14 protein-coding genes are annotated in these 13216 nt (G+C 63.9%); 10 read left to right on the top strand and 4 right to left on the bottom strand.

What is annotated here, in order from left to right; genetic code table 11:
- Window positions 1-16: 16 nt before the first annotated feature.
- Window positions 17-784, bottom strand: coding sequence for an SDR family oxidoreductase (locus tag BTM36_RS10785; RefSeq protein WP_077236262.1), 768 nt, complete (start codon window positions 782-784; stop codon window positions 17-19).
- Between the two features lie 44 nt (window positions 785-828).
- On the opposite strand from BTM36_RS10785, the gene BTM36_RS10780 reads away from it, so the two are divergent.
- The 5 genes from BTM36_RS10780 (at window position 829) to BTM36_RS10760 (ending at window position 5864) form a co-directional block, all read left to right on the top strand.
- Window positions 829-1989, top strand: a complete 1161-nt coding sequence (locus BTM36_RS10780; RefSeq protein ID WP_077236261.1) for a class I SAM-dependent methyltransferase — start codon at window positions 829-831, stop codon at window positions 1987-1989.
- Window positions 1990-1999: 10 nt separating this feature from the next.
- Window positions 2000-2194 carry a DUF2905 domain-containing protein gene (locus tag BTM36_RS10775; protein ID WP_006461312.1) on the top strand — a complete coding sequence of 65 codons (195 nt, stop codon included), beginning with the start codon at window positions 2000-2002 and terminating at the stop codon, window positions 2192-2194.
- A gap of 21 nt (window positions 2195-2215) precedes the next feature.
- Complete coding sequence (locus tag BTM36_RS10770; protein WP_006461313.1) at window positions 2216-2872, top strand: response regulator; 657 nt, start codon at window positions 2216-2218, stop codon at window positions 2870-2872.
- The gene (locus tag BTM36_RS10765; RefSeq protein WP_077236260.1) at window positions 2869-4212 is read left to right on the top strand and encodes an ATP-binding protein; all 1344 of its coding nucleotides are present in this window, start codon (window positions 2869-2871) and stop codon (window positions 4210-4212) included. The genes BTM36_RS10770 and BTM36_RS10765 overlap by 4 nt, the downstream gene beginning before the upstream one ends.
- Before the next feature lie 167 nt (window positions 4213-4379).
- The gene (locus BTM36_RS10760) at window positions 4380-5864 is read left to right on the top strand and encodes a DegQ family serine endoprotease (protein ID WP_077236259.1); all 1485 of its coding nucleotides are present in this window, start codon (window positions 4380-4382) and stop codon (window positions 5862-5864) included.
- 152 nt (window positions 5865-6016) lie between these two features.
- Here the strand turns inward: BTM36_RS10760 and kefC are convergent, their stop codons facing one another.
- Window positions 6017-7846, bottom strand: coding sequence for a glutathione-regulated potassium-efflux system protein KefC (gene kefC / locus BTM36_RS10755; RefSeq protein ID WP_077236258.1), 1830 nt, complete (start codon window positions 7844-7846; stop codon window positions 6017-6019).
- Window positions 7847-7900: 54 nt separating this feature from the next.
- Window positions 7901-8422 carry an NAD(P)H-dependent oxidoreductase gene (locus BTM36_RS10750; protein WP_077236257.1) on the bottom strand — a complete coding sequence of 174 codons (522 nt, stop codon included), beginning with the start codon at window positions 8420-8422 and terminating at the stop codon, window positions 7901-7903.
- A 316-nt stretch (window positions 8423-8738) separates the two neighbouring features.
- On the opposite strand from BTM36_RS10750, the gene BTM36_RS10745 reads away from it, so the two are divergent.
- From BTM36_RS10745 to BTM36_RS10725, 5 genes are all read left to right on the top strand, one after another.
- Window positions 8739-9941, top strand: a complete 1203-nt coding sequence (locus tag BTM36_RS10745; protein WP_077236256.1) for a gamma-glutamyl-gamma-aminobutyrate hydrolase family protein — start codon at window positions 8739-8741, stop codon at window positions 9939-9941.
- A gap of 292 nt (window positions 9942-10233) precedes the next feature.
- Window positions 10234-10542 carry a YqjD family protein gene (locus BTM36_RS10740; RefSeq protein ID WP_077236255.1) on the top strand — a complete coding sequence of 103 codons (309 nt, stop codon included), beginning with the start codon at window positions 10234-10236 and terminating at the stop codon, window positions 10540-10542.
- A gap of 11 nt (window positions 10543-10553) precedes the next feature.
- The gene (locus BTM36_RS10735; RefSeq protein WP_006461320.1) at window positions 10554-10964 is read left to right on the top strand and encodes a phage holin family protein; all 411 of its coding nucleotides are present in this window, start codon (window positions 10554-10556) and stop codon (window positions 10962-10964) included.
- Window positions 10965-10994: 30 nt separating this feature from the next.
- The gene (locus BTM36_RS10730) at window positions 10995-11423 is read left to right on the top strand and encodes a hypothetical protein (protein ID WP_077236254.1); all 429 of its coding nucleotides are present in this window, start codon (window positions 10995-10997) and stop codon (window positions 11421-11423) included.
- A gap of 176 nt (window positions 11424-11599) precedes the next feature.
- Window positions 11600-12325 (top strand): OmpA family protein, encoded by a 726-nt coding sequence (locus BTM36_RS10725; protein WP_006461322.1) that lies wholly within the window; start codon window positions 11600-11602, stop codon window positions 12323-12325.
- Window positions 12326-12472: 147 nt separating this feature from the next.
- Here the strand turns inward: BTM36_RS10725 and BTM36_RS10720 are convergent, their stop codons facing one another.
- Window positions 12473-13033 carry a cytochrome c5 family protein gene (locus BTM36_RS10720; protein ID WP_077236253.1) on the bottom strand — a complete coding sequence of 187 codons (561 nt, stop codon included), beginning with the start codon at window positions 13031-13033 and terminating at the stop codon, window positions 12473-12475.
- Window positions 13034-13216 lie beyond the last annotated feature (183 nt).

Here is a 13216-nt window from a genome sequence, read left to right as displayed (position 1 = left end):
ATCAGAAATGTAAAGGTTATTTCGCCACGAACATGACGTCGCGCGAAAGGGGAAGCAAATGCTGGCCGCCATCGACCAGCAGGGTGGTACCCGTCACGGCCCGCGCCGAGGCCACGTAGCAGACGGCAGCGGCGATGTCCTCGGGGGTGCTGCCACGGCCCAGGGGCGTGACGGTGTGCGCCCGGTCGAACTGTTGCTCGGTCTGGTCGCCAGAGACCATGGTCAGGCCGGGCGCCACGCCCACCACCCGGACCTTGGGCGCCAGTGCCTGCGCCAGCAGGGTGGTGGCGCTGTGCAGGGCAGCCTTGGACAGGGTGTAGGACAGGAAGTCGGGATTGGGATTGTACAGTTTCTGGTCCAGCAGGTTGACCACGACGGCTTGTTCGCCCTCCGCCGTGGCCTCGTACAAGGCCTGCGCCAGCAACACCGGGGCGCCGACATTGGCACTCATGTGGCGCAGCAGGCGTTCGTTGCCGAAGCTGGCGGCGTCATCGAAATCGAACAGCGAGGCGTTGTTGACCACACAACGGATGCGTCCCAGCGGTGCAGCCTGGGCCAGCAGGCTGCTCACCTGGGCCTGGTCGCCCAGCTCGGCATGCACGGCCAGCGCCCGGCGTCCCAGGGCTTCGATCTCGCGCACCAGGGTGTCGGCCTCTTCGCGCGAACGGTTGTAGTGGACGGCCACGTCCCAGCCGGCCCGCGCCAGTGCCAGGGCGATATGCCTGCCGATGCGCCGCGCCGCGCCAGTGACCAGCGCGACGCCGGCTGAAGTGGATGAGCTCATGCTCCAGGTCTCCAATAGTCCGATACTCCAATACAATACGGCCCATGCAACTGCAACTACCCGAACCAGGCGCCGACGCACAGTCGGCCTCGCACACCCTCCAGCAACTGATCGCCGGCGAGATCGCTGCCGCCGGTGGCTGGATTTCCTTCGAACGTTACATGGATCTGGCCCTGTATGCACCCCAGGTGGGCTACTACAGCGGTGGTTCGGCCAAGCTGGGCAAAGAGGGGGATTTTACAACCGCGCCGGAAATCTCGCCCCTGTATGGCGCCACGCTGGCCCACCTGGCCGCCGAGGTGATCGCCGCCAGTCCCGAGGTGGACAACGTGCTGCTGGAATTCGGCGCCGGTACCGGCAAGCTGGCGCGGGACATCCTCAGCGAATTGCAGTTGCGGGAGGCCTTGCCGCGAAAATATTTCATCGTGGAAATCTCGGCGCAGTTGCGTGCGCAGCAACAGGCAACGCTGGCCGCTTTCGCGCCGGTGGTGGAGTGGCTCGATGCCTTGCCGGAAAGCTTTTCCGGTGTGGTGGTGGGCAATGAGGTGCTGGATGCCATGCCGGTGCGGCTGGCCGTGAAGGCGGCCGAGGGCTGGCTGGAGCGCGGCGTGGCATGTGATGCCCAGGGCCGCCTGCACTTCGCGGACCGTACAGTGGCCGACCTGCCGGTGGCCCAGATTCCCGATGCGGATGAACTGCCGCAGGGCTATCTCACCGAACTGGCGCCAGTGGCCATCGGTTTCATGCATACGCTGGGTCGCATGCTGGCCCGGGGCGCAGGTGGCCTGGCGATCCTGCCGGATTACGGATTCCCGGCTGCGGAATACTATTTGCAGGATCGTGACCAGGGGACGCTGATGTGCCACTACCGCCATCATGCCCACCCTGATCCGTTCTACTGGCCAGGCCTCCAGGACATCACGGCCCACGTCGATTTCACCGCGATGGCGGTGGCCGCGGTGGAAGAGGGGGCCGAAGTGCTGGCCTATACCAGCCAGGGCGCATTCCTGCTCAATGCCGGCATCGGCGAGCTGCTGCTGCGTACTTCGCCCGAGGACAGCCTGCGTTACCTGCCGCTGGCCAATGGCATGCAGAAACTGATTTCCCCGGCCGAGATGGGCGAGCTGTTCAAGGTACTGGCCATCGGCAAGAATGTCGAATGGCCGGCCCGCATGCTGCGTCACGACCGCACCCACCGACTCTGAGGAGAAGCGCTTGATACGCTGGATCGTCGTCATCTTTCTCTCGGTCATCGTGTTCTCGACCTTGCTGCCCTGGCTGGAGAAGCTGGGCATCGGCCGCTTGCCGGGGGACTTGCGCTTCCGTCTGTTCGGCCGCATCTTTTCGCTGCCCTTTGCCTCGACCATCCTGATCTCGGTGGTGGTGTTCCTGCTGGCGAAGCTACTCTGAATCCGACAAGGAGCCTGCGACATGCGCGTATTGCTGGTGGAAGACGATCCCATGGTGGGCGAAGCCGTGCGCAAGGGTTTGCGCCAGGACGGTTTTGCCATCGACTGGGTGCAGGACGGCAAGTCGGCCGACGTTGCCCTGCGGACCGAGGATTACGCTATGTTGCTGCTGGACCTGGGCCTGCCGCAAAAGGATGGCCTGGCGGTGTTGCGCACGCTGCGCGAGCGCGGCAATGGCATTCCGGTGCTCATCACCACGGCGCGTGACGCAGTGGCCGACCGCGTGGCCGGGCTTGATGCCGGGGCCGACGATTACCTGATCAAGCCGTTCGACCTGGAAGAACTGTCGGCCCGCATGCGCGCCCTTTCACGTCGTCAGGCAGGGCGGGCAGAGAGTCTGGTGCAGGTGCGCGAGGTGGTACTGAATCCAGCCACCCACGAAGTCACCGTGGGCGGCAAGCCGGTCAACCTGTCGGCGCGTGAATTCACGCTGCTGCAGGCCTTCATGGATCGTCCCGGCGTGGTGCTGTCGCGGGCGCAGCTGGAAGAGAAACTCTACGGCTGGGACGACAGCATCGAGAGCAATGCCGTCGAGGTGCATATCCACGCGCTGCGCAAGAAGGTCGGCAGCGACTTCATCAAGAACGTGCGCGGCGTGGGTTACCTGGTGCCGGCATGAAATCGATCCGCAACAAGCTGTTGCTGTGGCTGGGACTGGGCCTGTTCTCCATCATCGTGCTGGCCGGTGTGGCGCTGTACTTCCAGGCGCGTGGCGAGGCCAACCAGATCTTTGATTACCAGATGCGCCAGATCGCGGCCTCGCTGCCGCGCCAGGCCTTCTCGCCGATCTCGCCGGGGCAGCAGTTCCCTGAGCTGGAGGACGAGATCATGATGCAGATCTGGGACAGTCGTGGCTCCGTCATCTACCACTCGCATGCCCGTGGCGCCATGCCGCGCCAGGCCGAACTGGGCTTTGCCAATGTGCGCGGGCCCAATGGCATGTGGCGCGTCTACAGCGCGCAGATCGGCAGTACCGTGGTGCAGGTGGCGCAGCCGCAGAGCGCACGCGACGAGATCGCCGCGCAGATGGCGGTCAAGACGGTGGTGCCTTTGCTCTTGCTGTTCCCCCTCATCGGGGTGTTGTCGTGGGTGGCGGTCAGTCGTGGTTTGGCGCCGGTGCGCAAGGCCGCCGCCGAAGTGGCCGCGCGCGACATGAATTCGCTGCAGCCCTTGTCGGACGTGGGCATGCCGCAGGAAATCCAGCCGCTCACGCATGCCTTGAATGACTTGCTGGCGCGCCTGAAGCATTCCACCGAAACCCAGCGCGCCTTCGTCGCCGACGCCGCCCATGAATTGCGCACGCCGCTGACCGCCCTGCGTCTGCAGGCGCAACTGGCCGAGCGTGCCAGCGATGAGGAGGAGCGCCGGGCTGCTTTCGCGGACCTCAAGAGCGGCCTGGAGCGGACCTCCCACCTGGTGCACCAGTTGCTTACCCTGGCGCGCCAGGAACCCGATGCCATGGGCTTTGCGATGGTCGATCTGCGCGCGCTGCTGGCCACCGTGGTAGGTGACCTGTCGTCGGTGGCCGAGCATGGCGGCATCGATCTGGGGCTATCGGATACAGGTGATGATGGCCGGCCGCTGCAGGTGCAAGGCAATGCCGATGCCCTGCGCATTCTCTTCAACAATCTGGTGGATAACGCCTTGCGCTACACGCCCGCGGGCGGCGTGGTCGATGTCGGCGTCGATCTGTCCGTTGCCGGTCGTTGCACGGTCGTCATCCAGGACAGCGGACCGGGTATCGCCGAGAGCGAATTGCCGCGTGTCTTCGATCGTTTCTATCGCGCCCAGCGGCCACACGGTGCGCAGGATGCCAGCAGCAATCGTGCCGCCTTCGGTAGCGGCCTGGGACTGGCCATCGTGCGCCAGATCGCCGACCTGCACCGCGTACCGGTGACCCTGGTCAATACCGGCAAGGGCTTGCAGGCCAGGGTCGACTTCGTCCTGCTGCCTGCCTAGGCGACGCCAGGCAGGCCACCTGCGAGGCAGGATGCTTCTTTTTTCTGCCTTAAGTCTGCCTTAATTTTCACTGCTTAATCTTCACTCCAACGGTTGAGGCAAGTGGGTCCCACAAGTGTGGTGAACCGGCCCGACCATCGATATCGCGTTCGATCAAGGAGAAGAAGATGAGCCGTCGCATTGTTTTTGTTCGTAACACTTTGGCCGTCATGATTGCCGCAGTGGTCGGCGGCAGCTATGTCTATTTTCGTGGCGCCGACCTGCCATCGGCGCAGGCGGCCGCGGTCAGTGCCCCGCTGGTGGCGGCCAGCCCCGCGTCCGCTGCCCCGGCCGGACCGGTGGTCGCGGCGGCCACCGATTTCTCGGGCATCGTGCAGCGCTACGGCCCGGCCGTGGTCAACATCAGCGTGACCGGCAAGGCACGCAAGGTGTCCGACGATGACGACAACGGTGTGGACCCCAATGACCCATTCTCCGAATTCTTCAAGCGCTTCGGGCCGCAGCTGCAGATGCCGCAGCAACCACGGGTGATGCATGGTCTCGGTTCGGGGTTCATCATTTCGCCTGATGGCCTGATCCTGACCAATGCCCACGTGGTCGATGGTGCCCAGGAGGTGGTGGTCAAGCTGACCGACCGCCGCGAGTTCAAGGCCAAGGTGCTGGGCATCGACAAGCAGAGCGATATCGCCGTCATCCGCATCGATGCGAAGAACCTGCCGACGGTGCAGATCGGCGACCCGTCGCGGGTCAAGGTTGGACAGCCGGTGCTGGCCATCGGCTCGCCCTACGGCTTCGACAATACCGCCACCGCCGGCATCATCAGCGCCAAGTCGCGCAGCCTGCCGGACGACAATTATGTTCCCTTCATCCAGACCGACGTCGCGGTCAACCCGGGTAACTCGGGTGGCCCGCTGTTCGATCTGAATGGTCAGGTGATCGGCATCAATTCGCAGATCTACAGCCAGACCGGTGGCTTCCAGGGCCTGTCGTTCTCGATCCCGATCGATGTGGCGATGAAGGTGGAGCAGCAGCTGGTCACGCATGGCAAGGTGACACGCGGCCGCCTCGGGGTTTCAGTGCAGGACCTGAACCAGGCGCTGTCGGATTCCTTCGGTCTGAAGAAGTCCGAGGGTGCCCTGATCAGCTCGGTGGAGAAGGGTAGTCCGGCCGACAAGGCGGGTCTGCAACCGGGCGACGTGATCCTGAGTTTCGATGGTCATGCCATTGATCACTCGGTGGATCTGCCCACGCTGGTGGCCGACGCCACCCCGGGCAGCAGCAAGCCGATGGAAGTGATGCGGGCCGGCAAGGTGCGCACCCTCAATGTGACGGTGGGCGAGATGAAGCAGGCCAAGAACGATGCCAAGCCGGGCAAGAGCGATGACCAGGGGCGCCTGGGGCTGGCGGTGCGTCCGCTGGACAAGGATGAGCAGGCTCAACTCGGCGGTCAGAAGGGCTTGCTGGTGGAAGACGCCAGCGGACCTGCGGCCGTAGCCGGCATCCAGAGCGGAGACGTGATCCTGGCGCTCAATGGCACCCCGGTCACGAGCGTGCCCCAGTTGCGCAAGCTGGCCACCGAGGCCGGCAAGAATGTGGCGCTGCTGGTGGAGCGCGGCGACGAGAAGATCTTCGTGCCGCTGGCGCTGAATTGATATAAATGATTTGACGTTTTTGCAGTGGGTAGTACCGGTGAGCAGTCAGTAGTACGCAGTGAGTAGTGAGCAGTAGGTAGTCTTGTAGTAAGTGGTAAGCAGTAAGCAGTGAGGGATTTGGCCGGATGTGCGCAAGCGTGTCCGGCCTTTTTTTATGGCGCGGGCGGTGCGGGGGGCTCCTGGCGCCACTGGTCGTGCGAGTGATCGCGCTCAAGCGCCTCGCGGTCGCCGGCGAACATGGCCTCCAGTTCCTCACGAGCCTGCACGGCCATCGATACCATCTGCGCCTGGTTCTTGTAGTGCGGATAGAGCGCTTCCAGGGTCTTGAGATTATGGGCGCGGAATTTCATGGCGGCCTCGCGGGCGCGATAGGCGCCGAAGTCCAGCTGCTGCAGCACCTGCCGGCCCATGTGCAGGGCGCTCTCGAAGGTTTCGCGCTCCAGGACGGTTACGCCGCGATCCATCAGGTCGTAGAGATGGGTGACGTTGCGGGCGCGGGCCGCGATCTGCAGGTGCGGGAATTCTTCGCGGACCTTGTCCACCATCTCCAGCGCGGCTTGCGCATCGTCGATGGCGATCACCAGTACGCGCGCCTTGTCGGCACCGGCGGTACGCAACAGATCGATGCGGGTGGCATCGCCGTAGAACACCTTGAAGCCGAACTTGCGCAGGAAATCGATCTGGTCCGGGTCATGGTCCAGCACGGTGGCACCGATGCCATTGGCGGCCAGCAGGCGGCCGACGATCTGGCCGAAGCGACCGAAGCCGGCGATGATGACCTGATGGTCCTGCGGATCGATCTTGTCTTCCGGACGGCGCTTGCCGCCTTCCAGCCAGCGCACCAGCAGGCGGTCGTGCACCAGGAGCATGAGCGGCGTGATCAGCATCGACAAGGCCACTACCACCACCAGCATGGAAGAGATCTCGGGCGTGAGCACCTTGGCGGTGACCGCCGCGCCGAAGACGATGAAGGCGAATTCCCCACCCTGGGAGAGCAGGAAGGCGAAGAACAATTGCTGTCCGCGGGGAATGCCGAAGCAGCGGCCGAGGACCCACATCACACTGGTTTTGATGGCCAGAAAGCCCAGCACCATGCCGATGATGCGCCAGGGCTGCGCGAGGAACACGCCGAAGTCCACCGACATGCCCACGGCGATGAAGAACAGGCCCAGCAGCAGGCCCTTGAAGGGTTCCAGGTCGCTTTCGAGCGCGTGACGGTATTCGGAATCGGCCAGCAGCACGCCGGCCAGGAAGGTCCCCAGTGCCATCGACATGCCTACCGACTGCATCAGCAGGCAGGTGGCGATCACCAGCAGCAGGGCGAAGGCGGTGAAGATTTCGCGCATGTCGGTCTTGGCGATGATGCGCAGGATGGGGCGGATCAGCACGCGCCCACCGAAGATCAGCAGGGCGATCACCAGGGCCACCTGGCCAGCATGCAACCAGCCCTGGCCGCTGCCCTGGCTGGCCGCCACGCCCAGGAGGGGAACGGCGGCCATCATCGGGATGGCGGCGATGTCCTGGAACAGCAGGATGGAAAAGCCGGCGGCGCCGGCCGGGGTGGCGGTGAGCTTGCGTTCGCCCAGCGTGGCCAGTGCGATGGCGGTGGAAGAGAGCGACATCCCCAGTGCGGCGATCAGACCGATGCGCCAGGGTACGCCGGCTGCCAGGGCCGCTGCGAAGAGGGCCAGCGAGACACTGGCGACCTGCACGCTGCCCCAGCCGAAGATGGAGCGGCGCAAGGCCCACAGGCGCTTGGGATCGAGTTCCAGGCCGATCAGGAACAGCAGCAGCACCACGCCGAACTCGGAAAATTCGAGGATGTGCTTGACCTCGGTGATCAGCCCCAGTCCCCAGGGGCCGATGACGATGCCGGCCAGCAGGTAGCCCAGCACGGCGCCCAGACCCAGGCGCTTGGCGATGGGTACGGCGGCCACCGCGGCGAGCAGATAAACCAGGGCGATGAGCAGTTGTTCATCCATGGGAGCGTCCAGTTTTCAGAAATGGGGTCGGGTGCGGAGGGCGGGTGCGGAGCATCATGCCTGCAAGCCCTCCAGATAGCGTTCTACGTGGTGCTGGAATTGCACCGGTGGGATATGGTGGGCGCCGTGCAGGATCAGCGGTTCCACCCACTGCATGCCGCACAGTCGGGCTGTCTGCTGGTAAGGCGGGAGGAAGTCCTCGAAGCGGTGGCCGTGGCGGCCGTCACTGCTGTAGGAGGCGGTCTCGCCGCCAGTGGAGGCCACCAGCCAGAATCGCTTGCCCTGCAGCGCGTGACCATCGTGGCCGAAGGCCCAGCCACGTGCGAGCACGCGGTCCAGCCATTCCTTCTGCAGCGCCGGCATGCTGTACCAGTGGATGGGATGCTGCATCACGATCAGTTCGGCCTCGCTCAACAGTTGCTGTTCGTGCTCGATGTCGATGTGGAAGTCCGGGTAATGCTCATAGAGATCGTGGACCCGTACCTCGGGTAACCGGGCAGCGGCTTCCAGCATGAGGCGGTTGGTGCGCGAAAGCTCGGCAGCGGGATGGGCGTAGAGGATCAGGACCTTGGACATGGTGGCGGAGCTGGACGGTTGATCTGGCCGGGCCTGGCAGATCCGGTGAAATTGGCCGGAACATGCACGGCCTTTGTGTTGTCTGCCAGTACGAGGGAAAGGAGTGTGCCATGAAAGCGGGAGCGGCGGCTTGTATGAAACTGCTTGCCGGCACCAGCTGCCGCAGGCATAGCCGCCTTGCCGGGCGACAGGTGTCCAAAGCCGGGCAATGCGCTTATACTCAGCCACTCCCCGGGTCCTCTGTCGTAGATTGTCGCCATGCGCGTGGCCCATGAAGCGCGCGGCAGTTCATCCATCCAGATCACTTATTGCAGCCATGTCCGACATCCAAGATTCCGAAGCCAACCTGCCGCCCGACCGCACCCCGGGTACGGCCGCGGCCAAGCCTTTCTCCGCCGACGCCTCCGGGGCGCCGGCCGCCTCCCAGAATCCTGCCGGGACGCCGCCGGTAGCGGGCTCCACCGTGAGCGTTGCCGCCAGCCCCGTGGTCCAGCCCGTAGTGCCTACGCCGGTCGATCCTGCTGCTGCTGCTGCTGCTGCCGCCGCTTCCGTGCAGCCTGGACCTGGTGCCCAGCCTGCAGCGGAAGCAACCCAGGCACAGGCACAGCAAAGTCCGCAGCAAAGTCCCTATTCCTCCTTGCCCCCGCCGCCCCATCATGCCGGCGACGCGCCTTGGGCGCAGACCTGGCGTTTCCTCACGGCGCGCCTGCGCCAGCTGTCAGACAAGGCCGGTCGCCGGGTCATGCAGAGGACGTTGAAGATCGGCGTGTCAGCCCGTATCTTCCATCCGGAAAGCGGTGCCAAGGGCCTGCGCAGCAAGACCCTGCAATATCTGGAGGAATCGATCGCGCAGTGGGTCATGTCGCGCGATGTGCTGGTCTTCATGATCCCGACCGTCAATACCAATGGCCTGGTCCACCCCAGCAATATCCGCCTGCGGGACTATGCCAAGCACCTCGATGGGCTGGTCTTGCAGGGTGGGGCCGACGTCTCGCCGCAGAGCTATGCCCAGGCTGCCACGCGCCCGGAGTGGAGCGGTGACCGGGTGCGCGACATGTACGAACTGGAGCTGCTGCACGAGTTCATCGAGGCCGGCAAGCCGGTGCTGGGGATCTGCCGCGGTTGCCAGCTGATCAACGTGGCCTTCGGCGGCACGCTGTATCAGGACATCGCTACCGATGTGCCGACCGCCATCCTGCACGTCAATGACCAGTACGACAGCAATTATCACGCGCTGCATTTCCCCCAGGGCTCGTCGTTGGCAGGGATGGTCAAGACCGAGAATGCCATCGTCAACTCGATTCACCACCAGGCGGTACGTGACCTCGGGCGCGACCTGTCGGTGGAAGCGGTATCGGGCCCGGACCAGATCGTGGAGGCCATCCGCTATCGCAAGGCGCCGTTCGTGATGGGCCTGCAGTGGCACCCGGAATTCCACCGCGCCGGTGGAGCCGAGCTGCTGGATTGCACCCCCATCCTTGACAGTTTCCTGCGTGCCGCTCGGGAAACCCGCTTCTGATGGTCGGCCGGTTCTGGTTCTGATGGCCTCTCGACACGCCCTGTGTCGGGAGAATCCGCCGGAACCTAACGTCCACCGCATCATCGAACCAGTTTGCGCTGGCGCAAGCCTGCTCCAATGCATGTGCAGCAGGCTGGCAAGGCGCTATCCGCCAGGGAGCGGACTCTGTAGAATCAAAAGCTCGTCGCAACGCAGCAAACCTGCTCGCCTCAGCCTGGACATGGGGCAAGTGGCGAAAGGGATGCGACGACTTGCTAGTCTTTTCCATAACCGGCAAAAAAGGAGAATTTAAATGCCTCAATCCCCCGCACTGAAGACCGTCCGCAACGACATGAAGACCCTGGTCAAGGACGCCCAGGCATTGTTCGCCGAGGCCGCTGCTGCCACCGGTGAAAAGGCTGACGAATTGCGCGCCAAGGGCCTGACCCTGCTGGAAGCTGCTGCCGAAGCGGCCCAGGGCGCGCAGGCTGCCGCCATCGAGAAGGGCAAGGAAGTGGCTGCCAAGACCGACGACTATGTCCACGAAAATCCGTGGCGCGCCGTGGCCATTTCGGCCGGGCTGGGCCTGCTGGTGGGCCTGGTCATCGGTCGCAGCAAGTAAGCGCCGCGCCGATGGCGACGCCCCACAAGGAAAGTCCGGCGGCCTCCACCGCCCAGGCCGCCCACCCCGGATTGACGGCGGGGCTCCTGGGCCTGGCCAAGAACCTGCTCGGCCTGATCATCAGCCGTATCGAGCTGGCATCGCTGGAGATGTCCGAAATCGGTGCCAACCTGCTGCGCTTTGCTGTCATCTTCGTGCTGGCGGCGGTGGGCTTGTGGTTTGCCATCGCCTTCTGGTCGGTGCTGATCGTGATGCTGGCCTGGGACGCCTGGGGCTGGAAGATCCTGGCCCTGCTGGGCGCCTTTTTTACTGCGGCGACGGTCGGGCTGGTGTGGTACGCCCGCTCGGTGCTGCAGCAGGGCAAGCTTTCGCTGCCGCAGACCATGACCGAGCTGCGCAAGGATCGTGATGCGCTGTTGTAAGTGCAAGTTTTCCATCAGAACGAGGACAGCATGACAGACCTGGATCACGGCATGACCCATGAGGAGCGCAAGCGCAAGGTACTGGCGCAGGGTGCGCTGTATCGGCTGGGCGTGATGGAGTCGCGTGAGGTGGTGCGCGAAAATCTCAGCGCCGAGTCGCTGGCCAAGGGGGCCTTGAGCCGCGTTGGCCATTTTGCCGCTTCGCTGTTTGGCGGCGGCAAGACGGTGCAGTCGATCAAGTCGATCAGCAGCGGCGGGCTGGGCAACCTGAATCTGCAGACGGTGACGCCATTGCTGATGACAGGTGCTTCGCTGCTGTCGCGTCGCTGGCTGCGCAAGCCGCTGATGATGGGAGGCGTCATCGCCGCCGTGGGTGGGCTGGCCTATTATTTCAGCCAGCGCGGCGGGTCGGGCGGCAACGAGACGGTGGAACTGGAAGGACCGTCGCAGCCTGACTAGTTCTGTTTGGTTCTGTTTGCACCGGCCGTTTCACCCAAAGGCATCCGTTCATCCGGATGCCTTTGTAATTTGGCGGGTGTATCTCCCAAGCAGGAACATATCGGGTCGGCGAATGCTCTGAGGAAGACCGGCTAATGGCCCGGACGACAAAACTAAAAGACAAGAAAGGACATGACATGAAGAAACTCTCCATTGCGGCGATCGCCGGTGTGCTGGCGCTTTCCGGCTGCGCCGACATGAGCCCGACGCAACGTGGCACGGCTACCGGTGCAGGTATCGGTGCCGGCCTGGGTGGCATCATCGGCGCAGCCACCGGTGGTGGTGGTGGCGGACGCGCCCTGGGTGGTGCGGCCATTGGTGGCGCCATCGGCGCGGTAGCGGGCAACATCTGGTCCAACCGTATGGAAAACCAGAAGCGCGCCATGGAACAGGCAACCCAGGGCACTGGCGTGCAGGTCACCCAGACTGCGGACAACCGCCTGAAGCTGGAAATCCCGAGTGACATCTCCTTTGATACGGGTCGTGCCGACATCAAGCCCGAGATGCGTCCGGTGCTGGATCGTTTCGCCGCCACGCTGGTGGAAAATCCGGCGACCACGGTCACCATCGTTGGCCACACCGACAACACCGGCAGTGATGCCATCAACGACCCGCTGTCGCAACAGCGTGCAGCCCGTACCCGCGACTACCTGAGCTCGCGCGGCGTAGCGGCCAATCGTTTCGTGATCATGGGGCGTGGTTCACATGAGCCGCTGGTGCCCAACAATTCGGATGCCAACCGCGCCAAGAACCGTCGTGTGGAAATCTTCGTGGCCGAGCAACAGGCTGCAGCACCCGCCCAGCAAGCTCCTGCAGGCTATGCGCCGGGTGGCTATCCCCCGCCGCCTCCGCCGCGTTATTGAGCTTGAGATGGCCAGCTGGAAGGTGCCATGCGCACCGCCGGCAACTGGCGCCTTGGCAGCATGACAGGGCGGCCGCAAATGAAAAATCCCCGAATTCGATTCGGGGATTTTTTTTGCGGACGTATGATTTCCGGTGGGATGCAGGTCTTACTTGGCAGGTGTGTCTGCAGCGGGTGCGGCACCTTCAGCGGCGGCGGGCGCCTTTGCTTCCGGTTCCTTGAACTTGCCGCCGGACTGGTTGGCCATGTAGGCCACGGTACGCTGGATTTCCACATCGTCCAGGTCCGGGTTGCCGCCCTTGGCGGGCATGGCGCGCAGACCGTTGATGGCGTGCGTGACCAGGGTGTCATAGCCTTGTGCGATCCGGGCTTGCCAGGAAGCGGCATCCCCCACCTTGGGGGCACCTGCCACGCCGGCGCCATGGCAGGCGGCACAGGTGGTCTTGTAGACTTCTTCGCCCGAAAGCAGTTGCTTGGGGCCGTTGGCATCGCGGAAAGTGAAGCCGTCATCGGAGACGGGCTTGATGCGCGCCGCGATCATCTCGGGCGTCTGACTGTCGGAGCCGGCACCGGTCTTCTGGCCGTTGGTCACGTACTGCACCAGTAGCACGATGCACACGATGGGGACCATAAAACCTGCGACTACCGCTGCGATCAATTGCTTGGGAGTCTTGATTGCCGACTCGTGTTCATGCTGAGCTGAGCTCATTGGCGTCCCTCCGTAATGTTTCCTCGAAATTGGGGCGGAAAACGTCGGTTCCCTTTGTATCGCCTGGCATTGCGTGGAACTAGGATCAGGCAGGGCTTTCATTGCGCTCTCTCGCCGAACTCTTGATTATAGTCACAATGCTTTCCGTTTGACACGGAAAAACCGCCAGTGCCATGGACGTCC

The organism is Herbaspirillum sp. VT-16-41, from assembly GCF_001994935.1.
Taxonomy (GTDB): Bacteria; Pseudomonadota; Gammaproteobacteria; order Burkholderiales; family Burkholderiaceae_D; genus Herbaspirillum; species Herbaspirillum frisingense.
This window is presented reverse-complemented; position numbering and strand designations above follow the sequence as displayed.

Excerpts from the sequence above, each read along its gene's own strand:
- BTM36_RS10785 (WP_077236262.1), bottom strand. The coding sequence starts at position 784 with ATGAGCTCATCCACTTCAGCCGGCGTCGCGCTGGTCACTGGCGCGGCG.
- kefC (WP_077236258.1), bottom strand. The coding sequence starts at position 7,846 with ATGGATGAACAACTGCTCATCGCCCTGGTTTATCTGCTCGCCGCGGTG.
- BTM36_RS10770 (WP_006461313.1), top strand. The coding sequence starts at position 2,216 with ATGCGCGTATTGCTGGTGGAAGACGATCCCATGGTGGGCGAAGCCGTG.
- BTM36_RS10725 (WP_006461322.1), top strand. The coding sequence starts at position 11,600 with ATGAAGAAACTCTCCATTGCGGCGATCGCCGGTGTGCTGGCGCTTTCC.
- BTM36_RS10730 (WP_077236254.1), top strand. The coding sequence starts at position 10,995 with ATGACAGACCTGGATCACGGCATGACCCATGAGGAGCGCAAGCGCAAG.
- BTM36_RS10720 (WP_077236253.1), bottom strand. The coding sequence starts at position 13,033 with ATGAGCTCAGCTCAGCATGAACACGAGTCGGCAATCAAGACTCCCAAG.
- BTM36_RS10750 (WP_077236257.1), bottom strand. The coding sequence starts at position 8,422 with ATGTCCAAGGTCCTGATCCTCTACGCCCATCCCGCTGCCGAGCTTTCG.
- BTM36_RS10760 (WP_077236259.1), top strand. The coding sequence starts at position 4,380 with ATGAGCCGTCGCATTGTTTTTGTTCGTAACACTTTGGCCGTCATGATT.
- BTM36_RS10735 (WP_006461320.1), top strand. The coding sequence starts at position 10,554 with ATGGCGACGCCCCACAAGGAAAGTCCGGCGGCCTCCACCGCCCAGGCC.
- BTM36_RS10745 (WP_077236256.1), top strand. The coding sequence starts at position 8,739 with ATGTCCGACATCCAAGATTCCGAAGCCAACCTGCCGCCCGACCGCACC.
- BTM36_RS10765 (WP_077236260.1), top strand. The coding sequence starts at position 2,869 with ATGAAATCGATCCGCAACAAGCTGTTGCTGTGGCTGGGACTGGGCCTG.
- BTM36_RS10780 (WP_077236261.1), top strand. The coding sequence starts at position 829 with ATGCAACTGCAACTACCCGAACCAGGCGCCGACGCACAGTCGGCCTCG.
- BTM36_RS10740 (WP_077236255.1), top strand. The coding sequence starts at position 10,234 with ATGCCTCAATCCCCCGCACTGAAGACCGTCCGCAACGACATGAAGACC.